Source organism: Streptococcus mitis, assembly GCF_002096815.1.
In the GTDB taxonomy this organism is placed as follows: domain Bacteria; phylum Bacillota; class Bacilli; order Lactobacillales; family Streptococcaceae; genus Streptococcus; species Streptococcus mitis_AD.
Genome location: NZ_NCVJ01000020.1, coordinates 152,811 through 179,515, shown reverse-complemented (window position 1 = coordinate 179,515; position 26,705 = coordinate 152,811). Strand labels below are relative to the sequence as shown.

The window sequence follows — 26,705 nt, the reverse complement described above, 5'->3', positions numbered from 1 at the left end:
AAATGAAATTTACAGCCATTCTTGATATTTCTTGATATAGATTTTTTTCACAATTGTCACGCTAATCATATACAAAATAATGATGAAAAGCAAAAAGATGAAATAAATCGGTTTTAATGGAGTTAGATGAAGTAGGATTGCGAGTGGACTGTAGGGAAGGAAGGTCACAAAGGCTGCAGCCAATAAGGTTGTCACAAGGACTAGCCAAGCTGGACGACTTTGTAAAAAGGGAATTTTGGCTGAACGCAGCATATGGATAACCATGGTCTGTGACCACATGGACTCGATAAACCAACCTGTCTGAAACAAGACAATAAATTCTACGGCAGACTCTGCCCCATGAACATAAGCTTGACCTGTTGTCATGGGTACAATGATAAAATAAAGCAAAATAAAGGTCAAAATATCAAAGGCAGAAGAGATAGGTCCCATCCAAATCATGAAACGTGTGATGGACCTAGCTTCCCAGGTATGCGGATTTCTCAAAAAATCTTTGTCCACCTTGTCAAAAGGCAAGGCGATACAAGATAAATCATAGACTAGATTTAGGATAATCAAATGGACTGGCGCCATTGGTAAAAATGGTAAAAATATTCCAGAGACTAATAGAGATAAGATATTTCCAAAATTAGAACTCACTGTCATTTTGATATATTTGGTCATATTGGCATAGACCTTACGCCCTTCAACAAGTCCTTTTTCAAGCACCATGAGATCCTTATCAAGTAGGATAACATCCGCTGTTTCTTTGGCAATATCTACTGCTGTATCAACAGAAATCCCCACATCTGCAACTTTCATAGAAGGAGCATCATTGATCCCATCTCCCATATAGCCAACAGCATGACCATTAGCCTTAAATTGCAAAATAATCCTCGCTTTTTGGTCAGGAGAAAGTTTGGCAAAGACTGTTACCTCCTCCACAGCTTGGGCCAATTCTTGATTACTCATCTGATCAATTTCAGACCCCAACAGCATCTGATTGATATCTAAACCAACCTTTTCACAGACTGCTTGGGTAACTTTTTCGTTGTCTCCCGTCAAAATCTTTGTTTGAACCCCATGTTCTAACAGAGCCTTAATTGCTGGTGCTGCAGATGGTTTAGGAGGATCTAGGAAGGCTAAATAACCAGTTAGAATCATATCCCCTTCATCATCAACTGTATAGGCATGGCCTTCCCTCAAACCTGACTTATAGGCCACTCCCAAGACACGCAAACCTTGTTGATTTAGTTGTCTGACTTCTGCTAAAATTTCTTCTCTAATAACATCTGTCAAGGGAGTAATCACTCCTTGGTATTCCGCATAACTGGAAATCGTCAACATTTCCTCTAGGGCACCCTTGGTTACCAAACTAACAACTTCGTGTTCATCCTTAACGATAACACTCATCCGTCTACGTTCAAAATCAAAGGGAAGCTCATCTATTTTTTGAAAAGTTTGAGCCAGATTTTGGAGGATATCGTGTTCTTTTGCTTCCTTTTCAGTCCGTTTGATGATGGCTCTGTCCATCAAATTTTTCAAGCCCGTTTGAAAATAAGAATTGAGATAAGCTCGTCTCAAGACGGTCAAATCCAAATCTCCATGTATATCCAAAGGATATTCAAGGACAATTTCGTCTTGGGTTAGAGTTCCTGTCTTATCTGTACACAAAATATCAATCGCCCCTAAGTCCTGTATGGCATTGAGTTTCTTGATAACCACTTTTTCCTTGGCCATAATGATGGAGCCTTTTGCTAGACTGGCCGTGATAATCATAGGAAGCATCTCAGGTGTCAATCCAACACCAACACTCAAAGCAAATACGCCAGCTTCTAACCAATCTCCATCTGTTAAACCATTGGACAAGAAAACGATGGGCACCATGACCAGCATCAAACGAATCAAGAGCCACGAAATACTATTCATTTCCCGTTCAAACGAAGTAGGCTCATCATAGGTGTTCAAAGTCTGTTCAATGGCCCCCATCATGGTATCATCACCAACTGCTAAAACCACGGCCTTGGCACTACCAGATAAGACATTGGTTCCCATAAAGGCGAGCGCTTCTGCTTCTAGCAGACTATCAGATTGTTGAACTGTTGCCTTGGTCAAGGCCAATTTTTCAACCGATTCACTTTCACCTGTCAAGCCCGACTGTTGTACAAAGAAATCGCGCGACTCAAATAAAAGAAGATCTGCTGGAATCATGTCTCCAGCGCTTAATTTAACCACGTCACCCACTACCAAATCATCGATAGGTACTTCTTGGATTTCTCCTTGACGAATGACAGTCGCTGTGTTGACAATCATTTTTGATAGATTAGTCGCAGCCTTATCACTACGGAGTTCTTGGACAAAGCGTATGCCACCAGAAATGAGGACTAGGACAACGATGATAATAGAAGTCGTCGGATCTTCTTGACCTGGTTTTGCCAACCAGACATTGGTCACCAAGGAAATCACGGCGATGACCAGCAAGATGATCGTAAAAGGATTGATAATGGATTCGTAAATCTTTTTGAGGATACCGTCTTCTTGACCCTTTGTGATGGTATTTTCGCCATATAGGTCACGATTTTTCTCCACCTGCTCCTCAGTCAAGCCTGTTAGACTTGTCTTATAAAAAGATAGAGTTTCGTTTAAAGATGTATGAATAGCTGTTGCTAATCTTTCTTTTGTAGTTTTCATTGGTTTCTCCTATCTGTATGAATGATGTGTTTCATACACAGAGACCAATCACTTTATAAGGGCAGAATGACACAAATCAGCGATTGGCTGTGTATGTGCGGTTCCGGATGATCGTCAATTTGCATCGTCTATCTCCTTTCTTTGATTTAAACAGTAGAAAATCCCACCATAAAATGGCAGGATTAAAAAACTAATTATCTGTTTTTCGTTCAAGCTTTAACTCCATAGGGCAATGTAATGAGCTTAGTCTTGGCCTTCGCGACCAGGACTGTTGACCAACGAGTAGTGTCTCCACTGCTTTGCGGTAGTCATCCGTATCCCTATGGTAGCCTCACCTACCGTTTTCGTTTTTCAGTATAAACCTTTAAAATTTAAAAGTCAATCATTTGAGTTGTTTAACTCTTAGATAACTATCAACTCTTTTGGAGCTAGGGTCAACAATTCACAACCGGTCTCTGTAATCAAGATATCATCCTCGATACGAACACCGTATTTGCCTTCTATATAGATACCTGGTTCATCGGTTAAGGCCATACCTGCCTTAATAATTTCTGTAGAAGTTTGGCTAAAGTAAGGTTCCTCATGAATATCCAGCCCAATACCGTGTCCAATACCGTGGGTAAAGTAGTCGCCATAGCCCGCCTCGATAATAATATCACGAGGGATTTTGTCAAAGTCTCGGAAACCTAATCCTGCCTTAGCCTGGTCAATCAAGGCTTGGTTGGCTTTCAAAACCGTATTGTAAATCTCCGCCTGCTCGTCGCTGACATGCCCCAGATAGATAGTCCGTGTCATATCACTGACATAGTGGTCATAAAGGCAACCGAAGTCCATAGTAATGGCTTCTCCCAGCTCCACTGGTTTGTGCATAGGATGAGCATGAGGTTTGGAAGAGTTGATACCACTAGCTAGAATCGTATCAAAAGACAAGCCAGATGCTCCCAACTCACGCATACGGAAGTCAAGGAAGTTGGCAATCTCAATCTCAGTCTTTCCTGGTTTGATAAAGTCAAGCGCATCGCGGAAAGCTTGGTCTGAGATAGAACAAGCCTTGCGAATAGCTGCAATCTCTGCCTCGTCCTTAATCATTCGAAGACCTTCGACAAACTGAGTTTGTGGAAGCAAGTCAATTCCTTCAAAGGTTGCCTGCATACGGTGATAATAAGACACTGAAATCTCATCTTCAAAACCGATACGAGACAAGCCCATGTCCTTGACAATTCCTGCAATGACAGCCAATTCATCACGGTCTGCCACAATCTCAAAGCCACTGGTTTCTTGCTTAGCTGCAATGATATAGCGAGAGTCTGTCACCAAGACCTGACGGTCACGGCTGATAAAGACTGTTCCGTTTGAGCCCCAAAAACCAGTAAGGTAATAGACGTTTTTAAGGTTATTGATGATGATGCCATCTAGTTCTTTTTCTTGCATTTTAGTTAGAAATGCTTGTACGCGTTTATTCATGATGTAACTTTCCTTTCAAATAATGTCCTGTGTAGCTGGCTTCATTGGCCGCTACTTCTTCTGGAGTTCCTGTTGCGATGATAGTTCCACCGCCGACACCGCCCTCAGGTCCCAAGTCAATAATATGGTCTGCTGTCTTGATAACGTCTAAATTGTGCTCGATAACAAGGACTGTATTGCCATCGTCAACAAAGCGAGCTAAAACCTTGAGCAAGCGAGCGATATCCTCAGTATGAAGCCCTGTCGTCGGCTCATCCAAAATATAGAATGACTTGCCTGTCGAGCGTTTGTGGAGTTCGCTAGCCAGCTTCATACGCTGGGCTTCTCCCCCAGAAAGAGTGGTAGCTGGTTGACCTAGCGTCACATAGCCCAGTCCCACATCCTTGATAGTCTGAAGTTTACGTTGAATTTTCGGAATATGTTGGAAGAATTCCACCGCATCGTTGACCGTCATGTCCAAGACCTGTGAAATATTTTTTTCCTTGTAGTGAACTTCTAGGGTTTCACTGTTGTAGCGGGTTCCGTGGCAGACCTCACAAGACACATAAACATCTGGCAAGAAGTGCATCTCAATCTTGATGATCCCGTCACCTGAGCAGGCTTCACAGCGACCTCCCTTAACATTGAAACTGAAACGTCCCTTTTTGTAACCACGAATCTTAGCCTCATTTGTCTGGGCAAAAAGGTCACGTATATCGTCAAAAACTCCTGTATAGGTAGCTGGGTTGGACCTCGGCGTTCGTCCGATAGGGCTCTGATCAATATCAATCAAGCGGTCTACATGCTCAATCCCTGTAATCGTTTTAAACTTACCAGGTTTGTCTGAATTGCGGTTGAGCTTCTGGGCAATAGCTTTTTTGAGAATGCTATTGATTAGGGTCGATTTCCCTGAGCCCGACACCCCTGTCACTGCGATGAATTTTCCTAGTGGGAAGCGAGCTGTGACATTTTGCAGGTTGTTCTCACGCGCTCCCGTCACCTCGATAAAACGACCATTACCAACACGGCGTTCTTCTGGTACTGGAATGGCACGTTTGCCTGACAAGTACTGACCTGTGATAGACTTACTATTACGAGCTACCTGTTTAGGCGTACCTGCAGCGACAATCTCCCCACCAAAAACACCGGCACCGGGACCAACGTCAATCAGATAATCCGCCTCGCGCATGGTATCTTCATCATGTTCCACTACTATGAGAGTATTACCCAAATCACGCATCTTTTTGAGACTGGCAATCAGGCGATCATTATCCCTCTGGTGGAGCCCAATCGATGGCTCATCTAGGATATAGAGGACGCCTGATAGGTTGGAACCAATTTGTGTTGCCAAACGAATACGCTGACTTTCCCCACCTGAAAGGGTTCCTGCTGAACGAGACAGAGTCAGATAGTTAAGACCCACGTTATTAAGGAAGGTCAAACGGTCCTTGATTTCCTTGAGAATGGGACGAGCAATGATGGCTTCATTTTCAGACAAGGTTAACTGGCTCACCAACTCCAAGTGGTCTGCGATAGACAGGTCTGAAATTTCTCCGATATGCGGCCCTTGGTCACCACCAACACGGACAGACAAGGCCTGGTCATTGAGACGGTAACCATGACAGGTTCCGCAGGTCAGCTCATTCATGTAAAGGCGCATCTGGGTGCGAGTGTAGTCACTATTAGTTTCATGGTAGCGACGTTTGATATTATTAACAACTCCCTCAAAAGGAATATCGATATCGCGCACGCCACCAAATTCATTCTCATAGTGGAAATGGAATTCCTTACCATCTGAGCCGTAGAGAATCAAGTTCTTATCTTCTTCTGACAAGTCCTCAAAAGGCTTATCCATATCCACTCCAAAAGCTGTCATAGCCTGCTCTAGCATGTTTGGATAGTAGTTGGATGAGATGGGATTCCAAGGAGCCAAGGCTCCCTCACGTAAGGTTTTGCTGGCATCTGGTACTACCAAATCAGTATCCACCTCCAGCTTGATGCCCAAGCCATCACACTCACTACAAGAACCAAAAGGAGCATTGAAGGAGAAGAGACGCGGCTCTAACTCTGGAACAGTAAAGCCACAAACTGGACAGGCATAATGCTCAGAGAACAACAACTCAGAGTCGTCCATAGTGTCGATAATGACATAACCTTCTGCAATACGAAGGGCAGCCTCAATGGAATCAAAGAGACGACTACGGATACCCTCCTTGATGACAATACGGTCAACCACGACATCGATATTGTGTTGCTTACTCTTAGACAACTCTGGCACTTCGGTCACATCATAGACTTCCCCATCCACACGGACACGGACATACCCATCTTTCTGAACCTTCTCGATAACACTCTTATGTTGGCCTTTTTTCTTGCGGATGACAGGGGCCAAAATCTGCAAGCGCTGGCGTTCTGGCAATTCCAAAACCTTATCCACAATTTGCTCCACAGAAGAAGCCTTGATAGCTCCATGCCCGTTGATACAGTAAGGCATCCCCACACGCGCGTAGAGGAGACGCAGATAGTCATTGATTTCAGTCGTTGTTCCCACCGTCGAGCGAGGATTTTTACTAGTCGTTTTCTGGTCGATGGAAATAGCGGGGCTGAGACCATCAATAGCATCTACATCAGGCTTCTCCATATTCCCCAAGAATTGACGAGCGTAGGCTGACAAACTCTCCACATAGCGGCGTTGTCCCTCAGCATAGAGGGTATCGAAGGCCAGACTGGATTTCCCTGAACCTGACAAACCTGTCACGACAACCAACTTGTCTCGCGGAATCTCCACATCAATATTTTTTAAATTATGGGCACGCGCCCCATGAATGACAATTTTATCTTGCATCTTTGTTCTTTCTAGTCCATTATTGCTTACCATTATACCAAAAAAAGTGAGATTCTATTACCCAAAAGGCTGAATTTGTAGTATAATAGTACGGTGTGAAAAAATCTGAAAAATGAGAAAGGATAAGGGATATGAAACAAGTTTTTCTCTCTACAACAACTGAATTTAAAGAGATCGATACGCTTGAACCGGGTACTTGGATCAATCTCGTTAATCCGACTCAAAATGAATCACTCGAAATCGCCAACGCCTTCGATATCGATATTGCCGACCTTCGTGCACCACTCGATGCGGAAGAAATGTCTCGTATTACCATCGAAGATGAGTATACTTTGATCATCGTGGACGTGCCGGTCACAGAAGAAAGAAATAACCGCACCTACTACGTAACCATCCCGCTTGGTATTATCATCACTGAGGAAACCATTATCACTACGTGTTTGGAACCACTACCTGTCCTTGATGTCTTTATCAACCGTCGATTGCGTAATTTCTACACTTTCATGCGTTCACGTTTTATCTTCCAAATTCTCTATCGCAATGCAGAGCTTTACCTAACAGCCCTTCGTTCGATTGACCGTAAGAGTGAACAAATCGAAAGTCAACTGCATCAATCAACTCGTAATGAAGAATTGATTGAGCTCATGGAATTGGAAAAAACCATCGTCTATTTCAAGGCCTCCCTCAAAACAAATGAGCGCGTGATTAAGAAATTAACCAGCTCAACCAGCAATATCAAGAAATACCTTGAAGACGAAGACCTGCTTGAAGACACCCTGATTGAAACCCAACAGGCCATCGAGATGGCAGACATTTATGGAAACGTCTTGCATTCTATGACAGAGACCTTCGCCTCTATCATTTCCAACAACCAGAACAACATCATGAAAACCTTGGCCCTTGTGACCATCGTCATGTCCATCCCAACCATGGTCTTTTCTGCCTACGGGATGAACTTTAAGGATAATGAAATCCCCCTAAATGGCGAGCCAAATGCCTTCTGGTTAATCGTCTTTATCGCCTTTGCTATGAGTGTCTCGCTCACTCTCTATCTCATCCATAAAAAATGGTTCTAAGAGGAGTTCCTATGTCTCAGATTGATCTACAAAAATTAACAAAGAAAAACCAAGAGTTTATCCACATCGCTACCCAACAATTCATCAAAGATGGAAAAACAGACGCTGAAATCAAGGCTATCTTTGAGGAAGTTATTCCCCAAATCCTTGAGGAGCAAGCCAAGGGTACGACTGCTCGTTCCCTCTATGGCGCACCGACCCACTGGGCTCATAGTTTCACTGTCAAGGAACAATATGACAAAGAGCATCCAAAGGAAAATGATGATCCAAAACTCATGATTATGGATTCAGCTCTTTTCATCACTAGCCTCTTTGCCCTCGTCAGCGCCCTCACAACTTTCTTTGCGGCAGATCAAGCTTTCGGCTATGGAGTTGTCACTCTCCTATTAGTTGGACTTGTTGGTGGATTTGCCTTCTACTTGATGTACTACTTTGTTTACCAATACTATGGACCAGATATGGACCGTAGTCAACGTCCACCTTTCTGGAAATCTGTACTAGTTATCCTAGCTTCTATGTTCCTTTGGTTGCTTGTCTTCTTTGCAACAAGCTTCCTACCAGCTAGCCTTAACCCAGTACTTGCTCCATTGCCACTAGCTATTATCGGAGCAGCCCTCCTAGCCCTTCGCTTCTATCTCAAGAAACGCTTGAACATCCGAAGCGCAAGTGCAGGACCAACACGCTATTAAGAGAATGATAAAAGCAACTGCAGGTGCGGTTGCTTTTTTACTACTTTCCTGATTTAAAAGCATTCTTCTGAAATTCCACATAGCTTTCTCTTATCTTTTGTGATAAAATAGGCTCAATCTATTTCTAGGAGGACGAGATATGGTTTCTACTATTGGTATTGTTAGTTTATCTAGTGGCATTATAGGGGAAGACTTTGTCAAACACGAAGTGGACTTGGGTGTCCAACGTCTCAAGGATTTGGGACTCAATCCTATCTTTTTGCCCCATTCATTAAAAGGCTTAGACTTTATCAAGGACCACCCCGAAGCGCGTGCGGAGGATTTGATGCAGGCCTTTTCGGACGATAGCATCGACATGATCCTATGCGCCATCGGTGGGGATGATACCTATCGTTTGTTGCCCTACCTCTTTGAAAATGATCAACTAGAAAAGGTTATCAAACAAAAGATTTTTCTTGGCTTCTCAGATACAACCATGAACCATCTCATGTTGCATAAACTAGGTGTTAAAACTTTTTATGGTCAATCCTTTTTAGCGGACATTTGTGAATTAGACAAAGAAATGCTAGCCTATAGCCTTCACTACTTTAAAGAATTGATTGAGACTGGAAGAATCTCAGAAATCCGCCCTAGTGACGTTTGGTATGAGGAACGAACTGACTTCAGTCCCAAGGCTCTAGGAACACCTCGTATCAATCATACAAATACTGGCTTTCACTTGTTACAAGGAAATGCCCAGTTCGAGGGAGAAATCCTCGGTGGTTGCCTCGAATCCCTCTACGATATCTTTGACAACTCTCGATACGCAGACAGCACGGAGCTCTGCCAAAAATACAAACTTTTCCCTGACTTGTCAGACTGGGAAGGAAAAATCCTCTTGCTAGAAACAAGCGAAGAAAAACCTGAGCCGGAATATTTCAAAAAGATGTTGCAGACTTTAAAGGACACTGGCATATTCGAGGTCATCAGCGGACTCTTGGTCGGGAAACCTATGGATGAAACTTTCTATGACGACTACAAAGAGGCACTACTGGATATCATTGACAGCAATATCCCAATTGTCTATAATCTGAATGTCGGCCACGCAACTCCAAGAGCCATTGTTCCCTTTGGAGTCCACGCCCATGTAGATGCAAAGGAGCAAATCATTCGCTTTGACTATAACAAAAAATAAATAGTTTCTCTATTTTTGTGCTTTTGTATTGGTTTTCGTTACAATTTGTATCTGAATTTATTGCATTTCGCTAATTTCTATGATATCCTTTTGAAGGAGGTGTATATGACAAAACAAAAAATTAATCGAATCGTAGGTTCTATTGGTGCCTTTATTGGAATTATAGTATTTATTGCCTACATACCTCAGATTATCGCTAATTTACAGGGAAATAAAGCTCAACCATTTCAACCTTTATCAGCTGCTATATCTTGCTTAATCTGGGTTATTTATGGATGGACAAAGGAACCTAAGAAGGATTGGATACTAATCATTCCAAATTCAGCTGGTGTTATTTTAGGTGGAATCACTTTTTTGACTTCACTCTAACAAATCTAATAGTATATATAAAAAGCTGGGAAAAGTTTCTCAGCTTTTTTCTATATTCTCAGATATTCTAATTACCTATACTCACTGATTCCTGCTTTTCCACTCACAATCATTCTCATGGTCATCAACCAGCCCTGCTGCTTGTAGAAAAGACAAGACGGCGACTGGGCCTGTGAACTTGAAACCTCTTTTTTTGAGATCTTTGGCTAATTTCTCAGACAAGGGTGTTTTAGCTGGGGCTTGGCGATAATCAGGAACATCGTTAACGACAGTTTTCCCCTCAACAAAAGACCAAAGATAGGCATCAAAAGAGCCGTACTCTGCCTGTAGTCGTAGAAATGCTTGGGCGTTAACGCGTGTAGCAAAAATTTTCGCTCGATTTCGGATAATGGCTGGATTCTCCAGCAAGTCTTCCAATTCGGTGTCGGTCATCTCTGCGACCGCTTGAATTTGATAGCCATGAAAGGCTTCTCGGAAAGCTTGGCGTTTGTTGAGCACCGTTTCCCAAGACAGGCCTGCCTGATAGGTTTCCATACACAATAACTCAAACAATGCTTGATCATCATGGAGGGGCTGGCCCCACTCCTCATCATGATAGGTGATATAGAGAGGATTGCTCATCTTGACCCAAGAACAACGTTTTGTCATGCTCTGCTCCTATTTGACCAACATTTTAAGGGCTGACTTGATATAGTTCTCAGCTGTATCTGTCGTTCCTTCAAAAAATTTCTTGATTTTCTTGAGCTCGGTTGCCTTGTAGCCCAGTGCCAGCATGGCTTCCATAGCTTCTTCCAATTCTTGGTTTTCAGCACTTGCTTGAACTGCCACCTTAGCAGGAAGGTCATCTCCTGCAACTACTACCTTGCCTTCCAAGTCCAGCACCATCTGCTGGGCTGTTTTCTTACCAATTTTAGGAAACTTGGTCAAGTAGGTAATGTTCTTGGTTTCGATGGCTTGAACCAAGCCAGCATTGTCATCGGCAGCGATAATAGCAAGAGCTGACACCGGACCAATCCCAGAGACCGAAATCAGACTGAGAAAGAGCTTTTTCTCGTCCTCTGAACGAAATCCATAAAGCAGCTGAGCATCCTCACGCACGACCTGATGCACATAAATTTGAGCTTCTTGATTGACCTGCCCTGAGTAGGCATAGGGATTAGCTACATGCAAAATATAACCGATACCGTTGACTTCAAGAACAATGTATTTGGCAGTGATTTTAGTAATGATTCCTTTTAAATATTCGTACATAGTTTTCCTTTTATGCTCAATGAAAATCAAAAGCAAACTAGAAAGCTAGCCGCAGGTTTCTCAAAGCACAGCTTTGATATTGCAGATAGAGCTGACCTAGTTTGAAGAGATTTTCGAAGAGTATTCGTTTAATATTTCCCCAACTCACGGAGGCTAGTGTGATTTTCCTGAATGCGTCTGAACATCTTTTCCATATCCGACTTGGTAAAATGCACCAAAACAGGACGTCCGTGAGGACAGTTATAGGGATTGTCACATTGAGAAAGCTGATAAAGAAGCTGTCTAGCTGAATGGTCATCGATACGATGGTTAGCCTTGATAGACCGTTTGCAGGACATCATAATAGCCAACTCTGCCCGGTATTTCTTGATAGAAACTTCCTTGGTCAAAAGGAGCATATCGCACATTTCATAGATGCCTGACTCAATTTCTTCTTCTGCCATCCAAATAGGATGTTCACGCAGGATAAATTGATTTTCTCCGTACTCTGCTAGGAAGACACCCACTTCCTCCAAAAGAGGCATTCTTTCCTTGAGACGAAGGGCATCATCCGCTGGAAATTCAAAGATGTAGGGCACTAGGAGTTGCTGCTGGCTCTGATCAACATCGCCAATACTTTCACGATATTCCTCATACTTGACCCGTTCCTGCGCCGCGTGCTGGTCTATGATATAGAGCCCATCTCGCCCTTGGGCAAAGAGATAAGTCCCGTGCATTTGCCCGAAAAATTCCAACTCTGGGAAGCTTGAAGATTCTTCTCGCTCCAGCTTGTCATAAGCCTTATCAAGACTCGCAAGGTCTAACTCTGGGTGATCTAGCTGATCGTAGTTAGCAGGTTTTCTCTCTGCAAAATGCAGTTTTGCTGGCTTAGTCAATTGATCCAAGGTTTCTTTGGCAAATAAAGTCAAATCCTGTCCTTCATCAGTTAATTCTACCTGATAATCAGCTACTTCAGCTTGACTAGGTCTTGTCGGCTCAGTTTTCTCATAGTAGAGCGTATTTTCTTTGAGTGGGAGAATGGTTTGCTCCACCTTCTCACGATTGCGCACGGTAGATTTGGCAAGATTTTCCAAGGCATCAGGTATCAAGGTTTGCTCCTTGAGACTGTTTGCAATAGCTTCTGAAACCAGCGTCATCAGTTCTTTTTCCTTAGAAATCCGCACCTCTTGCTTAGTTGGATGCACATTGACATCCGCTAGATAAGGGTCGATATGGATGTGAATGACAGCCAGTGGAAAACGGCCCACCATAAGCTTGCTTCCGTAACCATCCAAAATAGCACGATTAAGCAGGAAGTTCTTGATATAACGGCCATTGATGAAGAGGCTGATATAGTTGCGATTAGCCCGAGTCAACTCAGGCAAGGAAACAAAGCCTGAAATCTCGAAATCTAAGTCAGAGTTCTCAATTTCAATCATCTTCTTTGCACTCGCCAAACCGTAAATCCCTGCGATTGCTTGTCGCAGTTGGCCAGTCCCTGCTGTCCGCGTCATCTCCTTACCATCACTGATCAAACTAAAAGAAATCTCAGGATGAGCCAAGCCCAGACGGTTGACAATATCAATGATATGAGACAGCTCCGCTTGCTGGCTCTTCATATACTTGAGGCGGGCAGGCGTGTTGAAAAAGAGGTCCTCCACACAAACCTTGGTTCCCACAGGACTAGTCGCTGGGATGACTTCTTCTACTTCTCCCCCACGCGCGACTAACTTAGTCCCATGACTTGCACCATCCACCGCCGTTAACAGAGTCAGAACACTAACAGAAGCGATAGAAGGCAAGGCTTCACCACGAAAACCAAGCGTCCGAATTCGAAAGAGATCTGCTTGATTTTTTATCTTACTAGTTGCATGGCGACGCAGAGCCAACTCCACCTCATCGTGGGCAATTCCATGACCATTATCTGTGATTTGAATCTTCTTGAGACCAGACTCTTCAATCTCAATGATAATCTGACTAGAGCCAGCGTCAATGGAATTTTCTACCAACTCTTTAACCACACTGGCAGGACGTTCGATAACCTCTCCTGCCGCGATCTGGTTTGCCAACACCTCTGGCAATTCAATAATATGAGACATTTTTCAGCCCCTTTCCGTATCTTTTTTCCTAGAAATTGATTAGTGCTATTATACCATATTTCAGACAGGACAGAAAAGCAAGCGCCACATAGGAACCAAATCCCTCCACATAGACAAAGTCCCTTGTATGAAGGCGTAAAATAGTGTTTAATAGAAATATACAAGAAGTGATCACAATTTTGTATGAAAGACAAGGAGAGAAATTTATGAAAGTAGAACTACAGATTAGCGAGTCTTACGAGGAGGAAAAGTTGATTATCCAAGCACCTCAAGAGACCGAAAAAGTCCAAAAAGTCATCGAGTTCGCAGAAAATCTGGATCAAAAAGAAAAAATCAAAGGGAAAATCGAAGATCAGGTCTATCTAGTTGAAATTGGCAAGATTCAGCGCTTCTATATCGAGAATCGGAAGGTTCTGGCAGAAACGGCAAGTCAGACCTACACCATTGATTTACGACTCTATCAGGTTCTTGAACTCTTGCCAAGCAATTTTATCCAAATTTCCCAATCAGAAATCATTAATATCAATTCCATCTCTCACCTCAAGCTCACGCCCAACGGTCTGGTAGAAATCTTTCTAAAAAACCAAAGCTTCACCTACTCTTCACGCCGTTACCTAAAAACCATCAAGGAGAAATTAGAACTATGAAAAAACAAGTATTTCACGACGCAGCTGCTGGTGTCCTCATCGGCCTCATCCTCTCTATCATCTTTTCACTCATTTATGCACCAAGTACTTATACACCACTAAGTCCCGAGTCTCTGATCGGCCAAGTGATGGCTCAACATCAGGTTCACGGTGCTCTAGTCTTACTCTACTGCACACTTATCTGGGCAACTATCGGTATGCTCTTCAACTTTGGCAACCGCTTATTCAGCCGTGACTGGAGCATGCTTCGTGCCACTCTGACTCATTTCTTCCTCATGCTGGCTGGCTTTGTCCCACTAGCAACTCTGGCTGGTTGGTTCCCCTTCCACTGGATCTTCTATCTCCAGCTCATTATCGAGTTTTCAATTGTCTACCTCATCATTTGGGCTATTCTCTATAAAAGAGAGGCTAAAAAGGTAGACCACATCAATCAACTCTTGGAGCATAGAAAGTAATAGCAATAATCCCACTCATAAATGCATGAGTGGGATTATTTTTATAGTTTCTGTTTTAACTCAACCAAGACATTCATAGCCTGCATAGGTGTCATATTGTAAATATCTAGTTTAGCTAATTCTGCTAGGATAGGATTCTCTTCTGCCGTATCAAAGAGAGAAATCTGTTCCGTGACAGCACTCGTTTGTCTCATGGGAGCAGGACTCTCTGTACCTTGACTTTCTAACTGAGTCAAAATCTTATCCGCCCTTGCTAAAAGGTCTGCTGGCAAACCAGCAATCTTGGCCACATGAATACCATAGGATTTGTCAGCTGGTCCTGGTTCTATCTTGTGAAGGAAGGTGACCTGTCCATCCTGCTCCAAGGTTGCCACGTGAACATTGACCAAATGTTCCAAGCTGGACTCCAGACTGGTCAACTCATGATAGTGGGTGGCAAAGAGGGTTTTGGCTCCGATGTGCTCATGGATGTATTCGATGATGGACTGAGCAAGAGCCATCCCGTCATAAGTTGCAGTTCCTCGTCCTAACTCATCAAAAAGAATCAAAGAATTCTTAGTTGCATGCGAAATGGCATTGTTGGCCTCCATCATCTCCACCATAAAGGTTGATTGACCTGAAACCAAATCATCGGCTGCTCCGATACGGGTAAAAATCGCATCAAAAATCGGTAAATGGGCACTTTCTGCTGGCACATAAGAACCCAACTGAGCCATAACTGCCGTCATGGCTAACTGGCGCATGTAGGTTGACTTCCCACTCATGTTTGGCCCTGTAATCAGTTGAATACTGCTATCTTCTGCCATCTGAATCGTATTTGGAATATAGGTCTGAGCCCCCATAACCTTTTCAACGACAGCATGGCGCCCTTTCTGGATATCGATCTGCGAATCGTCTCCGAACTCTGGTCGAATCAAATGCTGGGTTTCAGCTACAACTGCCAAGCTTTGTAAGACATCAACTGTCGCAATCCCTTGAGCTAGAGCCTGCAAACGCTGAATGTACTTGCTGACTTCCTCACGGATACGCATAAAGATTTCATACTCTAGGTTGGCTGACTTCTCACGCGCCTCCAGCATATCTCCCTCGATACGGGCTAATTCCTCAGTTCCAAAGCGTTCTGAGTTTTTCAGTGTTGCCTTGCGGAAAAAGTGAGCAGGCACATTTCCCAGTTGAGAATTGGTCACATGGAAATAATAGCCATCCTTCTTATTGTAGTCAATCTTGAGCGTACTGATGCCTGAGTTTTCTCTCTCTTTTGCCTCAATCTCAGCAATCCAACTAGTCCCTTCTCTGAGCACTCGGCGGTATTTATCCAAAGTCTCGTCAAATCCCGTCCGGATAATACCCCCATCTGTAATCACATGAGGAGCTTCAGGAGCAATGGCAGTACTAATCAAGCTCTCCAACTCAGGGATTCCATCCAGTTGTGCGATAAGATAGGCCAGGGCAGGTTGCTCCATCCCTTCTAAAATCGCTCGGATCCGTGGCACACTAGATAAAGTAGTCGCCAATTGCAAGAGATCCTTGGGATTTGTTTTGCCAAAAGAAACCCGACTAGCCAAGCGTTCGATATCATAAACACCCTTGAGACTGTCTGTCAAATCGCTGCGCTCAAAGAAGTGGTCAAGAAAGACCTGCACCACGTCTTGACGCTGGACGATTCGCTCCTTATCAATCAAAGGACGATGAATCCAAGAACGCAAAAGGCGCATGCCCATAGCTGTTTTAGTTTCATCCAAAAGCCAGAAAAGACTGCCCTGCTTCTTTCCTGAACGGGCATTCTCAACCAAATCCAGACTAGCCTTGGTCGCATAGTCCATCTGTAAGAAATCTTTGATTTCATAGCGTATAACAGGCTTGAGGTGGTTCAATTCCCTCATCTGGGTTCGATGGACATACTGGAGCAACTTACTAGATGCCGCTTGCTCCACAGATGCCAATCGTGAATCCAGTAAATGAAGGTCTTCAAAGCCTTCTTTTTCATAGGAAAGCACCAGATTCATCTGACGACTGAGGATTTGTTCCTCTTCCTCAGACAAGTCATAACCCAACACCACTTCTCGCGCCTTGAGATTACGGATTTCTCCACAAACCAGCGTGAAATCCAAAAGACCTGTCACATAAAAGTCGCCCGTCACCAGGTCCATATAAGCGAGGCCAAATTGATTACCAGCACGGTCTATGGCAACCAAGAAGTTGTTCTGACTGTCCGGCTTACTACTGTCGACCACTGTCCCTGGTGTAATAACCTGAACAACCTCTCGTTTAACAACCCCAACTGCTTGCTTAGGATCTTCCATCTGTTCAGCAATGGCTACCTTATAACCCTGCTCAATCAAGACATCGATATACTGTTGGGCAGAATGATAGGGAACCCCCGCCATAGGAATCGGATTGTCCGCATTCTTGTTGCGACTCGTTAAGGAAATTTCCAGAATCTGCGCAGCATTAACCGCATCCTCATAAAATAATTCATAAAAATCACCCATACGAAAGAGCAAAAAAGCATCTGGATATTGCTTTTTAATATCCACATACTGTTGCATGCCGGGTGATAGCTTTTCTGTCGCCATTGTACGTCTCTCCTTGTCAAAAATAAGTCTTGAGAGTAACTCCCAAGACCTTACTTATCTTTCATCAAATCTAGCAAACGATCTTCCATGAGTTTGGCAACGTGCTGGTCTCGACAAATAACCAATAAGGTATTGGCACCAGCAACTGTTCCTAAAATCCATTCATCCTTGTTTGCATCTACAATATTTGCCAAAACAGAGGCTTCTCCCAATTTGGTATGAAGTACCAAGGTAAACTCTGCTCTTGCAACGCCTTCTAAATGATGAGACAAAAACTCTACTAAATCAATCTTTTCTGTCTCATTTGCTAGTACATAATACACCATATCATTTTTCTTGACCTTGGTCAAGCCGATTTCGCGCAAATCACGAGACAGGGTTGTCTGCGTCACAAAGACATTGTGCGCCTCCAACCGATCTTGAATTTCTTTTTGTGTACTTAATTTCTCCTCAGTAATCATTTTTTTTATTAACTGATGACGATCTCTTTTTCTCATAAAATCCTCTTATATGCATATTTATAACTAATTTTATAACTATATTATACCAAAAAAATAGGAGATTTCAAAAATTTTTTCTTCTTTCTTTAAAATTGTGATAAAATAGTAGAAAAGTCCAAAAAGGAGCTCTTAATGAATACAAAAGAATTGATTGCTAGCGAATTGGCTAGCGTCATTGATAGCCTGGACCAAGAGGCTATTTTAAATTTACTGGAAACCCCTAAAAATTCAGAAATGGGAGACATCGCTTTCCCTGCTTTTTCTCTTGCAAAAGTCGAACGTAAAGCACCTCAAATGATTGCGGCTGAACTGGCTGAAAAAATTAATAGCCAAGCCTTTGAAAAGGTTGTTGCGACTGGACCTTACGTCAACTTTTTCCTTGATAAATCTGCCATTTCTGCTCAAGTATTGCAAGCGGTTATCACTGAAAAAGAACACTATGCTGACCAAAACATTGGTAAACAAGAAAATGTTGTTATCGATATGTCTAGCCCCAATATCGCTAAACCATTCTCTATTGGTCACCTGCGCTCAACTGTCATCGGAGATAGCTTGTCACATATTTTCCAAAAAATCGGTTATCAAACAGTCAAGGTCAACCACTTGGGAGACTGGGGTAAACAGTTTGGAATGCTGATTGTAGCCTACAAAAAATGGGGTGACGAAGAAGCTGTAAAAGCTCATCCAATCGATGAACTCCTTAAACTCTATGTCCGCATCAATGCTGAAGCTGAAAACGACCCTAGCTTGGATGAAGAAGCGCGCGAATGGTTCCGTAAACTGGAAAATGGAGACGAGGAAGCTCTCGCTCTTTGGCAATGGTTCCGCGATGAAAGTTTAGTAGAATTCAACCGCCTTTACAATGAATTGCAAGTCGAATTTGACAGCTATAACGGAGAAGCCTTCTACAATGATAAGATGGATGCAGTTGTAGACATTCTTTCTGAAAAAGGCCTTCTTGTTGAGTCAGAAGGTGCCCAAGTTGTGAATCTTGAGAAATATGGAATTGAACATCCAGCCCTTATCAAGAAATCGGATGGTGCAACTCTCTATATCACTCGTGACTTGGCTGCAGCCCTTTACCGTAAAAATGAATACCAATTTGCCAAATCTATCTATGTCGTTGGCCAAGAGCAATCTGCCCACTTTAAACAGCTCAAAGCCGTCTTGCAAGAGATGGGCTACGACTGGAGTAACGATATTACTCACGTTCCTTTTGGTTTGGTTACAAAAGAAGGGAAGAAACTTTCTACTCGTAAAGGGAATGTCATCTTGCTAGAGCCTACAGTTGCAGAGGCTGTTAGTCGTGCCAAGGCCCAAATCGAAGCTAAAAATCCTGAATTGGAAAACAAAGACCAAGTAGCCCATGCTGTTGGGGTTGGGGCCATTAAATTCTACGACCTTAAGACTGACCGCACTAATGGTTATGATTTTGACTTAGAAGCCATGGTGTCATTTGAAGGTGAAACTGGACCTTATGTTCAATATGCCTACGCTCGTATCCAATCTATCTTACGCAAAGCCGATTTCAAACCAGAAACAACTGGCAACTATAGCTTGAATGATGCTGAAAGCTGGGAAATTATCAAACTCATCCAAGACTTCCCACGTATTATCAACCGTGCGGCTGATAACTTTGAACCTTCTATCATTGCTAAATTTGCAATTAGCCTGGCTCAAGCCTTCAACAAATACTATGCACATACCCGTATCTTGGATGAAAGCCCAGAACGCGAAAGTCGTCTAGCTCTCAGCTACGCAACCGCAGTTGTCCTAAAAGAAGCCCTTCGCTTACTTGGAGTAGAAGCTCCAGAGAAGATGTAAATCGCCAAAGTTACTTGATTGCGGAGCAATCTAAGTAACTAACGCCAAATCCTATTCGGACTTTGGCTAGGCGCTTCACTAGTTTTAGAACATAAATATGATCGATTTATGTCCTAAAACGTCGTAACCTTAAAGTTATTGGAACTAAAGCTCCTAATTGCTAGACGCTAGACGCTTATATGCGGACTAGCTAACTGCTTCACTAATTCACCTAACCAAATAATATCGATTTGGTTAGGCTCATGTCGTAATCTTTTAATCACTTTATTGTAAAGTAGTCTAAGTAACGAATGCCAAATCCTATCAGGTATTTGGCTAGGTGCTTCACTAGTTTTAAGACATAAATATGATCGATTTATGTCCTAAAACGTCGTAATCTTAAATTTATTGGAACTAAAGTTCCTAATTTTTAGACGCTAGCAGCTTATATGCGGACTAGCTAACTGCTTCACTAGTCATGTTCTCTAAATATAATCGATTTAGAGAACATGACGTCGTAACTATGGTGATTTGGTTAGGCGCTTCACTAATTCAATCTACTCACTACTACTTCTTTATCATACAGGGAGATTTTCTATGAGCCAATATGCTTATATCCTCGTTGTGATTAGCTTGGTATTCCTTTTTCTGCTTAATAAGTATGAAAAGGAAAGACTGCAAAAGCTCTACCAAGAACAACTTTTAAAGGATGAAACATTTAGGGCTGACATCAAAGAGAAAATTCAAACGACTGAAAATATCACTGATGTCATTGCATATATCAATAAAACTTACCATCTGGGAATGTTGCTATCAAAAGACATTACAGATCAATTGAAATAATCAAAAACCGAGAAGAAAGCTTCTCGGTTTTTTTAGGGCATAATTTTTATCTTCCAACTATAGCAAATAACATTTATATTAAAAATTTTATAGGTAATTTTCATCTTTGCTATAGAGGGGGATATAATAAGTTCTTTCTTCTAATGATTGAAAGATTGGTTTCAGCTTAACTTTCCAATTCATACAAATCTGCGATAATAGCTGCGACACGTTTGATATCTCCCAGCATACCTCGCATTTCAAAATCAGCCAATACAGGGAAGCCAAAACGTTGACTATATTGCTTGGCTGTCAGGCAGTATTGGTTATTAAAGTTACGATTTCCTGAACCAACCACACCAAAACACTTACTAGCATTGTCACCATAGGCGATAAAATCTCCCACTGGTGTCGTCAAAATCTCGACATCTCCGTTATCCACGCCATTCCCACCTTCTAGGTAAGTCGGCAAAAAAGCAACATAGGGATGGTCCATTTCATAGAAATCTTGGCCTTCTTTGACCAAATCCTTGATATGAATCTTTTGAACCTCAATTCCCTCGTACTGGGACAAGAGATAGTCTTTCAAGCGCGTCACAAAACTCTCCGTATTTCCGCTCAGACTGATGTAGACCAAGGAAACTTTTTTCATGTTCTCCTCCTTTTTTTAAATCATAAAAAATAACTACCAAGATTGTATCTTGATAGTTATGCTTTGTCAACTCTTAGGCAAGTTCTTCCTCTTCTTGAGTTTCTGTCAATTCTTTTTGCTGACGCCACATTTTATAGAAGACAATTGCTAGGAAGATAACATTGAGTACGATCCCAAAAATAGCAGAACCTTTGGCACCAAGCTCCGCTCCCATACGGATGTTAGGGTCTGTAAAAAGTAAAACCGCATCCTGAACGCCGATAAAGTTGTAGATAGAACCAATGATGGCAACGAAGGCATAAGCAAGATAAGTGTAGTTAGCCAATTGGATGTTTTTACGAACAAGGAAAACCAAAGACACAACCACCAGAATAACAGATAAGACAACCAAGAGAATGTTGAAGATAGAATGACCATGCTCCGATACCTTAATGGTGTAAGCAACGAGCTCCTTAGCATAAGTAGCATTAACACCTGATGCTGATGTTTCTAGATTGTTCATACCCTCCGCAGTAGGTACTGGAGATATGATTCCAAATAGTGACATTGCTGAGAGTAAGGCTGAAAAAATCAGTAATACCCATAGATAGATTGGTTTCTTTTTCATAATAGAACCTCCTGATATTATTATCGATATTATAGCACTTTTTGTAAAGGGATACAAATATTATAGTGTGGTTTCCACCTGTTTTCGGTAGGCTTTTGGCGATTTTCCGCACAATTTTCGGAACACTTTATAGAAATATCCAACATTACTGTAACCAACAGCATAACAAATATCTTCAATACTGTCACTAGTTGAAAGCAAGAGCTGCTGGGCAGCCTTAATGCGTTGTTTATTTAGTAACTCTGCGAAGGTCGAATTGGTTTCACGCTTAATCAACTGTCCCAGATAAACAGGATTGATAAAGAGATCCTTACTGATATCCTTGAGAGAAAGTTCTTTCTGATAATCACTCCCAATGACTTCTAGCACACTAACCACATTTTCATTCATCCGATATTGTCCAAAGAATCGAGTCAGAGTTTCCTTGATATAAGGAACCAATTCATCGAAGGTTTGAATAGCATGAATCGTTTTGACAATATCCGTCAAATCATCAGCCTTGAGATGTTCAAATAAATGAAAGACATCCATAACAAACTGGATAAAAAGCTGTTTGGTAATCGGAACACGCGGTGTATTTTCAAGAACCACCTTCTCCAAGAGATTTAACTCTTCTACGATTTGATTGAGATTTCCCTGAATGATAACCCTATAAATCGGTTCGTAATAGGCAAAGAGACTCTCAGACTGTTTTAGATTTACAGAACCGTAAAAGAGGGCTTTCTCAGCATTCAGCTTCCAGCGTTCAAAGTGTTCTTGATAAGGTGCTTCAAAGGGAGTAACGACTAAACCATCTAGGGGTTGGTCAGAAATAAAAATCTGCCAGTCTTGACCCAATACATAGTAGGGAATGGTGAAAGAGCCTTGTTTTTCCTTGGATAGGCCTATCCACCAATTCTCCTTACCTCCTAGATAACTAACAAATCCAGCCTCGTCTAAATCTTGACTGAGGGTCTGACTTTTCTTTCCTCTCTCGCCGAGCTGACCTGCAATCTTCTCCAGCAAATTTCCCAACTCTACCTTATCAACAGGCTTGACCAAATAATCCACCACACTAAGATTCATTGCTCTTTTTACATAATCAAACTCCTGATAACCTGAGAGCAGGATATAGGCAGCATCTGGTAAGATTTCTTTCATCTCCCGAATCATATCAAGTCCTGTTTTGTCGGGCATATTGACATCGGAAATGACTACATCGACAGGATTTTTCTGAACATATTCCATGGCTTCATCAGCATGACTGGCTGTTGCGACGACCTCCATATCCCACTTATCAAAAGGAATCAAACGTTTCAGACCTTCTGTCACCATGTACTCATCATCTACTAATAATACTTTATACATTTTCTCCCTTTCTACTCATCTTGAATTGTAATATGATACTGAACACCTGCTTGCTCTGCAGATTCTATAGTAATAGCATAGCGGTCCCCAAAATAGAGCACAAAACGCTCATGTACATTGACAATCCCGATAGACTGCCTTTTTGCACTATAGCTGGCTTGGTGTTCAAAATGTCTCTGATTTAGTTTTTCTCGGAGATTTGCCAGCTTTTCAGCCGGCATTCCACGGCCGTTATCGACCACTAAAATTTCCACAAAACCATCCTGTTTAAGAGCCTTGATGCTAATCACATTATCTGTCCGTCTGTGGTCAACACCATGGGCGAAATAGTTTTCTACCAGCGGTTGCAAGGTAAACTTAGGAATCTTCATATTCTCTAACTCTGGATCTATCTTGAAACCATAGGCAATGGACTTGGGATAACGAACCATGCAGAGATAGCTGTATTTACGGCAAAATTCTAATTCCTGTTTGAGAAGAGTTTCTCTTTCGTCAGAAATATTGTTACGTAGGAGACTACTAAACTCATAAATGATATCTGCCAACTCATCTTGACTCTGCATAACTGCGTACATACGCAAGAATTCCAGCGTATTATACATAAAATGAGGATTGATTTGAGCCTGCAGGGCTCGCATATTGGCATCTTTTTGACTAAGCTCTAGCTGATAAATATCATGGATATTCTTTTCCAAACGATCCAACATATCATTGGTCGTCTCTGCGATTAAGAGCAATTCCTGATCCTTTTCAAGCGTATCGATGCGAAGACCTTCCTCTCCTTGGGCAATAGCTTGAATAGAATCCACCAAATCCACTACCTGCTTTTGGTAGTTCGCAAAGGTCTTCCTCAAAGTCAGATAGAGAATGACAATAAAGAGAAGGCTCAAACTCACAATCAAAGCAGAGCTGGCAACTGTTCCTTGTAAAACAAAGTTTTTAGGAACTGCCACCTGAACCTGATATCCATGAGAAGTCATACCAACAAACCAGTTCTCATGTTCCCTATTGACCCTCTCACCAATATGGAAAATTTCCGTATCAAAAGGCGATGTCACGGTAACAGCCATCGGGATATGACCTCGAGTATTGTCAATGGCATGATACAAAACTTCTGGATCCAAGGAGATGTAAATCACCCCTATAGATTGATCCGTCGCTGGGTCCAGAACAGGAATTCCAAAACTATTGGTCTCCGGTTTAAAAGCCTCAGCTGGCAAGACATGCCCACTTCTTTTATCCCTTGTTGACACATAAACTTCTTTAAAGTCCTGCAAGACGATTGCAACACCCGTTATATAGTCATTTTGGACATAAAGATCATCAATATTTTCATACAGAGAAATAGAAGTTGACGAAGCCGCTTGATGCTCCAACAGCCAATAAAAATACTCAGAAGTGGATAGGCTAAAGTACTTATAAACCCCTTGTATCCGGTCTTGATTGGCTACTAAATCTTGTGCTAGTTGAGCTGACTCCCGATAATAATACTCTACCTCATCGACTGTTCGAGTAGTTACACGCTGGGCTACTCTTTGAGCTTCCTTTTCCCGTGAATCCCAGTCAGCATAGGAGAGTAAGATTGCAAAACTCGCAATAATAATGATCATAACTGAACTGTAGGTTCTCAGAAGCGTATGTAGCCAAAACTGCTTCATTCTATTTTGTCGCCAATTTTTCATGGATACTTTCATAGACCGGTTCCAACATATCACTGATAAAGAAATGCCACATCCCAATTCCTACAAAGAAGAGAAGAGCAGGCATATAGTAACCAATTGCCACAAGTAGCACTGTTCCAAGAAGAACCTTGGCCACAGCCGCTAAGCTCATAAAGATGCCAATCAAGGATAGTTTGAGACTATTACGATAGGACAAATCAAAATAAACTTGTAGTTTCAAAGATACTGTATAAGCCAAAAAGAGCAGGGCAACTACTAGAACATTCAAAAATGTCGCAATCAAATGAATAATAGTCTGATGAGGCAATTGAACCAAGAGATACAGGCCATAGACCAAAACTAGATCCACCCCTAAAAAGCTATAGAAAATCAGGTTGCTTGAGACGAAATTTTGCTTGTAAAGAGACCAAGCTTCCTTCAAACTGTATTCTCGAAAGCTATAACCATGTTCTGCATACAAGCTCATCAAGGTGGCACTAGCCGGCGCTAAACCAAGAATAATACCTCCTGCCAATGTTAATAGCCAAAAGAAGGCTGTCGCAATCATCCCTAAAAAGAAACGATTAAAGACAAAGTCTAAAAATCTCCCCATGATATCCCCCTAAAAATAACTATGAAACTATTATATCATATTTCAAGCGTTTTCAAAAACTTCTAGTGCCCATTTACAATCCCATCAAACCGTGGTAAAATGAGAATTGTGAAAAAATTATCAGGAGACAATTCATGAAGAAATCTATCTTAACTACACTTCTTTTTGCAGTTCTTTACTTCCTCTGCATGGGGATTGGTGTCCTTTTGGGCAATCTCTTTGACCAAGCTGGAAACATGTTTTATGCGCCTGCCTTTACTGCCCTTGTCGGCGGTAGCGTCTATATGATCCTAGTCGCAAAAGTTCCGCGCTTTGGAGCCATTACCACTATCGGCCTTGTCATCGCCCTCTTTTTCTTGGGAACTAAACACGGTGCCGGTGCCTTCCTTCCTGGAATTATCTGTGGCCTGCTAGCAGATGCAGTAGCTAACCTCGGAAAATACAAGGACCAAACTAAGAATTTCCTTTCTTTCATACTCTTTGCCTTTAGCACATCAGGACCAATTCTAATCATGTGGATTGCGCCCAAAGCCTATATGGCAACCCTTCTAGCAAGAGGAAAATCCCAAGAATATATCGACCGTATCATGGTTGTGCCAAACCCTGGAACCATCCTTCTATTTATCGCAAGTATTGTCATCGGAGCCCTAGTGGGTGCCTTGATTGGACAAGCATTGAGTAAAAAATTGGCACAGAAAATCTGATTACTAAAAAAGAGCCACACGGCTCTTTTTTATTTATGGCTCAATTTCTTGGTCAAGAAATCTCCCAAGAATTGGATTGCAAAGATAATCAAAATGATAATGATGGTTGCCAAGATGGTCACATCGTGATTGTAGCGGTTAAATCCATAAGCGATGGCTACGTTACCGATACCACCAGCTCCAACTGCCCCCGCCATAGCTGTTTCCCCAACAAGGGAAATCAAGGTCACAGTCGTCACACGGATCAAATCTGGAAGACCTTCGGATAGGTAAACTCCCACGATGTCCCAGAAGGTCGCTCCGCTAGCTTGAGCCGCCTCAATGACACCACCATCTAGCTCAGCCAATACCACCTGTACTTGACGGGCAAAGAAGGCAAAGACTGCAAAAGATAGCGGTACGATAGCCGCATTTGGACCAATGCTTGTTCCTACGATTAGATGAGAGAAGGGTGACAAGACTGCCAAGAGAATGATAAATGGAACCGCACGGAAAATAGAAGTGATTTTATCCAAAATCCAGAAAACGACTTTATTTTCCAAGACACCACCTGGTGCTGTCAAGACAAGGAAGAGACCAGCAACTAGCCCTAAGAACCCTCCGATGATGAAGGAAAGAACTGTCATATAGAGGGTTAGGTAGATGGCTGTTCCCCAGCCTGCCTGACCAGCCCAGCCCATCTTATAGACATTTGGCAAATAGGTTTGAATCAATGATTCCATC

Annotated in this window: 23 protein-coding genes and 1 riboswitch; of the genes, 9 read left to right on the top strand and 14 right to left on the bottom strand. The window is 42.3% G+C overall.

All coding sequences use genetic code 11. The annotated features are described in order from the left end of the window. Positions 1-9: 9 nt before the first annotated feature. The 3 genes from mgtA to uvrA all read right to left on the bottom strand — a co-directional run bounded on the left by mgtA (position 10) and on the right by uvrA (position 6,958). On the bottom strand, positions 10-2,670 hold the full coding sequence (mgtA, locus tag B7696_RS06185; RefSeq protein WP_084862760.1) for a magnesium-translocating P-type ATPase: 2,661 nt from the start codon (positions 2,668-2,670) through the stop codon (positions 10-12). A gap of 194 nt (positions 2,671-2,864) precedes the next feature. Further along, positions 2,865-3,015: riboswitch (M-box (ykoK) riboswitch) on the bottom strand. A 57-nt stretch (positions 3,016-3,072) separates the two neighbouring features. Continuing rightward, positions 3,073-4,134: a M24 family metallopeptidase gene (locus B7696_RS06180; protein WP_084862758.1), complete on the bottom strand. Its 1,062-nt coding sequence runs from the start codon at positions 4,132-4,134 to the stop codon at positions 3,073-3,075. Continuing rightward, positions 4,127-6,958: an excinuclease ABC subunit UvrA gene (gene uvrA / locus B7696_RS06175; RefSeq protein WP_084862756.1), complete on the bottom strand. Its 2,832-nt coding sequence runs from the start codon at positions 6,956-6,958 to the stop codon at positions 4,127-4,129. The genes B7696_RS06180 and uvrA overlap by 8 nt, the downstream gene beginning before the upstream one ends. A gap of 131 nt (positions 6,959-7,089) precedes the next feature. Here uvrA and B7696_RS06170 point away from each other — a divergent pair, with 131 nt between their 5' ends. The 4 genes from B7696_RS06170 to B7696_RS06155 all read left to right on the top strand — a co-directional run bounded on the left by B7696_RS06170 (position 7,090) and on the right by B7696_RS06155 (position 10,266). Beyond that, positions 7,090-8,034, top strand: coding sequence for a magnesium transporter CorA family protein (locus B7696_RS06170; protein ID WP_000815623.1), 945 nt, complete (start codon positions 7,090-7,092; stop codon positions 8,032-8,034). 11 nt (positions 8,035-8,045) lie between these two features. Continuing rightward, entirely contained in the window at positions 8,046-8,723 is a 678-nt protein-coding gene (locus tag B7696_RS06165; RefSeq protein ID WP_084862754.1) for a DUF1129 domain-containing protein, read from the top strand. Between the two features lie 139 nt (positions 8,724-8,862). After that, entirely contained in the window at positions 8,863-9,897 is a 1,035-nt protein-coding gene (locus B7696_RS06160) for a S66 family peptidase (protein WP_084862752.1), read from the top strand. A 105-nt stretch (positions 9,898-10,002) separates the two neighbouring features. Then, a complete protein-coding gene (locus B7696_RS06155) occupies positions 10,003-10,266 on the top strand; it encodes a SemiSWEET family transporter (protein ID WP_000166114.1) in 264 nt (87 codons plus the stop codon). An 81-nt stretch (positions 10,267-10,347) separates the two neighbouring features. Here the strand turns inward: B7696_RS06155 and B7696_RS06150 are convergent, their stop codons facing one another. The 3 genes from B7696_RS06150 to mutL form a co-directional block, all read right to left on the bottom strand. Next, on the bottom strand, positions 10,348-10,914 hold the full coding sequence (locus B7696_RS06150) for a DNA-3-methyladenine glycosylase I (protein ID WP_084862750.1): 567 nt from the start codon (positions 10,912-10,914) through the stop codon (positions 10,348-10,350). A gap of 9 nt (positions 10,915-10,923) precedes the next feature. After that, positions 10,924-11,517 (bottom strand): Holliday junction branch migration protein RuvA, encoded by a 594-nt coding sequence (gene ruvA / locus B7696_RS06145; RefSeq protein WP_084862868.1) that lies wholly within the window; start codon positions 11,515-11,517, stop codon positions 10,924-10,926. 128 nt (positions 11,518-11,645) lie between these two features. Continuing rightward, a complete protein-coding gene (mutL, locus tag B7696_RS06140) occupies positions 11,646-13,595 on the bottom strand; it encodes a DNA mismatch repair endonuclease MutL (protein ID WP_084862748.1) in 1,950 nt (649 codons plus the stop codon). A gap of 206 nt (positions 13,596-13,801) precedes the next feature. Between mutL and B7696_RS06130 the strand changes: the two genes are divergently transcribed. Both B7696_RS06130 and B7696_RS06125 read left to right on the top strand, forming a co-directional pair. Next, a complete protein-coding gene (locus tag B7696_RS06130; protein WP_084862746.1) occupies positions 13,802-14,242 on the top strand; it encodes a LytTR family DNA-binding domain-containing protein in 441 nt (146 codons plus the stop codon). Beyond that, entirely contained in the window at positions 14,239-14,697 is a 459-nt protein-coding gene (locus B7696_RS06125; RefSeq protein WP_084862744.1) for a DUF3021 domain-containing protein, read from the top strand. The genes B7696_RS06130 and B7696_RS06125 overlap by 4 nt, the downstream gene beginning before the upstream one ends. A gap of 41 nt (positions 14,698-14,738) precedes the next feature. Here B7696_RS06125 and mutS read toward each other — a convergent pair whose 3' ends face one another. Next, positions 14,739-17,273 carry a DNA mismatch repair protein MutS gene (gene mutS / locus B7696_RS06120; RefSeq protein WP_084862742.1) on the bottom strand — a complete coding sequence of 845 codons (2,535 nt, stop codon included), beginning with the start codon at positions 17,271-17,273 and terminating at the stop codon, positions 14,739-14,741. Positions 17,274-17,323: 50 nt separating this feature from the next. Next, positions 17,324-17,770 (bottom strand): arginine repressor, encoded by a 447-nt coding sequence (gene argR, locus B7696_RS06115; protein WP_001231476.1) that lies wholly within the window; start codon positions 17,768-17,770, stop codon positions 17,324-17,326. A gap of 135 nt (positions 17,771-17,905) precedes the next feature. Here argR and argS point away from each other — a divergent pair, with 135 nt between their 5' ends. Beyond that, positions 17,906-19,597 carry an arginine--tRNA ligase gene (argS, locus tag B7696_RS06110; protein WP_084862740.1) on the top strand — a complete coding sequence of 564 codons (1,692 nt, stop codon included), beginning with the start codon at positions 17,906-17,908 and terminating at the stop codon, positions 19,595-19,597. 576 nt (positions 19,598-20,173) lie between these two features. Beyond that, entirely contained in the window at positions 20,174-20,419 is a 246-nt protein-coding gene (locus tag B7696_RS06105; RefSeq protein ID WP_084862739.1) for a MarR family transcriptional regulator, read from the top strand. A gap of 166 nt (positions 20,420-20,585) precedes the next feature. On the opposite strand, the gene nrdI is transcribed toward B7696_RS06105, so the two are convergent. From nrdI to B7696_RS06080, 5 genes are all read right to left on the bottom strand, one after another. Continuing rightward, a complete protein-coding gene (nrdI, locus tag B7696_RS06100; protein WP_020901834.1) occupies positions 20,586-21,050 on the bottom strand; it encodes a class Ib ribonucleoside-diphosphate reductase assembly flavoprotein NrdI in 465 nt (154 codons plus the stop codon). A 73-nt stretch (positions 21,051-21,123) separates the two neighbouring features. Then, positions 21,124-21,657, bottom strand: coding sequence for an ABC transporter permease (locus B7696_RS06095; RefSeq protein WP_084862737.1), 534 nt, complete (start codon positions 21,655-21,657; stop codon positions 21,124-21,126). 60 nt (positions 21,658-21,717) lie between these two features. Further along, positions 21,718-23,004 carry a response regulator transcription factor gene (locus tag B7696_RS06090; protein WP_084862734.1) on the bottom strand — a complete coding sequence of 429 codons (1,287 nt, stop codon included), beginning with the start codon at positions 23,002-23,004 and terminating at the stop codon, positions 21,718-21,720. Positions 23,005-23,015: 11 nt separating this feature from the next. Then, positions 23,016-24,686 carry a sensor histidine kinase gene (locus B7696_RS06085; RefSeq protein ID WP_338092168.1) on the bottom strand — a complete coding sequence of 557 codons (1,671 nt, stop codon included), beginning with the start codon at positions 24,684-24,686 and terminating at the stop codon, positions 23,016-23,018. Continuing rightward, positions 24,664-25,278 (bottom strand): YesL family protein, encoded by a 615-nt coding sequence (locus B7696_RS06080; protein ID WP_000532349.1) that lies wholly within the window; start codon positions 25,276-25,278, stop codon positions 24,664-24,666. Before B7696_RS06080 ends, B7696_RS06085 begins: the two co-directional genes overlap by 23 nt. A gap of 134 nt (positions 25,279-25,412) precedes the next feature. Here B7696_RS06080 and B7696_RS06075 point away from each other — a divergent pair, with 134 nt between their 5' ends. Continuing rightward, complete coding sequence (locus tag B7696_RS06075) at positions 25,413-25,982, top strand: MptD family putative ECF transporter S component (protein WP_084862730.1); 570 nt, start codon at positions 25,413-25,415, stop codon at positions 25,980-25,982. 29 nt (positions 25,983-26,011) lie between these two features. Here B7696_RS06075 and B7696_RS06070 read toward each other — a convergent pair whose 3' ends face one another. After that, on the bottom strand, positions 26,012-26,704 hold the full coding sequence (locus B7696_RS06070; protein ID WP_000444647.1) for a methionine ABC transporter permease: 693 nt from the start codon (positions 26,702-26,704) through the stop codon (positions 26,012-26,014). Position 26,705 lies beyond the last annotated feature (1 nt).

Excerpts from the sequence above, each read along its gene's own strand:
- mutL (WP_084862748.1), bottom strand. The coding sequence starts at position 13,595 with ATGTCTCATATTATTGAATTGCCAGAGGTGTTGGCAAACCAGATCGCG.
- nrdI (WP_020901834.1), bottom strand. The coding sequence starts at position 21,050 with ATGAAAAAAGTTTCCTTGGTCTACATCAGTCTGAGCGGAAATACGGAG.
- B7696_RS06130 (WP_084862746.1), top strand. The coding sequence starts at position 13,802 with ATGAAAGTAGAACTACAGATTAGCGAGTCTTACGAGGAGGAAAAGTTG.
- B7696_RS06080 (WP_000532349.1), bottom strand. The coding sequence starts at position 25,278 with ATGGGGAGATTTTTAGACTTTGTCTTTAATCGTTTCTTTTTAGGGATG.
- B7696_RS06090 (WP_084862734.1), bottom strand. The coding sequence starts at position 23,004 with ATGTATAAAGTATTATTAGTAGATGATGAGTACATGGTGACAGAAGGT.
- argR (WP_001231476.1), bottom strand. The coding sequence starts at position 17,770 with ATGAGAAAAAGAGATCGTCATCAGTTAATAAAAAAAATGATTACTGAG.
- mutS (WP_084862742.1), bottom strand. The coding sequence starts at position 17,273 with ATGGCGACAGAAAAGCTATCACCCGGCATGCAACAGTATGTGGATATT.
- uvrA (WP_084862756.1), bottom strand. The coding sequence starts at position 6,958 with ATGCAAGATAAAATTGTCATTCATGGGGCGCGTGCCCATAATTTAAAA.
- B7696_RS06085 (WP_338092168.1), bottom strand. The coding sequence starts at position 24,686 with ATGAAAAATTGGCGACAAAATAGAATGAAGCAGTTTTGGCTACATACG.
- B7696_RS06160 (WP_084862752.1), top strand. The coding sequence starts at position 8,863 with ATGGTTTCTACTATTGGTATTGTTAGTTTATCTAGTGGCATTATAGGG.
- ruvA (WP_084862868.1), bottom strand. The coding sequence starts at position 11,517 with ATGTACGAATATTTAAAAGGAATCATTACTAAAATCACTGCCAAATAC.
- B7696_RS06180 (WP_084862758.1), bottom strand. The coding sequence starts at position 4,134 with ATGAATAAACGCGTACAAGCATTTCTAACTAAAATGCAAGAAAAAGAA.
- B7696_RS06170 (WP_000815623.1), top strand. The coding sequence starts at position 7,090 with ATGAAACAAGTTTTTCTCTCTACAACAACTGAATTTAAAGAGATCGAT.
- B7696_RS06070 (WP_000444647.1), bottom strand. The coding sequence starts at position 26,704 with ATGGAATCATTGATTCAAACCTATTTGCCAAATGTCTATAAGATGGGC.
- B7696_RS06150 (WP_084862750.1), bottom strand. The coding sequence starts at position 10,914 with ATGACAAAACGTTGTTCTTGGGTCAAGATGAGCAATCCTCTCTATATC.
- B7696_RS06105 (WP_084862739.1), top strand. The coding sequence starts at position 20,174 with ATGAGCCAATATGCTTATATCCTCGTTGTGATTAGCTTGGTATTCCTT.
- B7696_RS06095 (WP_084862737.1), bottom strand. The coding sequence starts at position 21,657 with ATGAAAAAGAAACCAATCTATCTATGGGTATTACTGATTTTTTCAGCC.
- B7696_RS06155 (WP_000166114.1), top strand. The coding sequence starts at position 10,003 with ATGACAAAACAAAAAATTAATCGAATCGTAGGTTCTATTGGTGCCTTT.
- B7696_RS06125 (WP_084862744.1), top strand. The coding sequence starts at position 14,239 with ATGAAAAAACAAGTATTTCACGACGCAGCTGCTGGTGTCCTCATCGGC.
- B7696_RS06075 (WP_084862730.1), top strand. The coding sequence starts at position 25,413 with ATGAAGAAATCTATCTTAACTACACTTCTTTTTGCAGTTCTTTACTTC.
- argS (WP_084862740.1), top strand. The coding sequence starts at position 17,906 with ATGAATACAAAAGAATTGATTGCTAGCGAATTGGCTAGCGTCATTGAT.
- B7696_RS06165 (WP_084862754.1), top strand. The coding sequence starts at position 8,046 with ATGTCTCAGATTGATCTACAAAAATTAACAAAGAAAAACCAAGAGTTT.
- mgtA (WP_084862760.1), bottom strand. The coding sequence starts at position 2,670 with ATGAAAACTACAAAAGAAAGATTAGCAACAGCTATTCATACATCTTTA.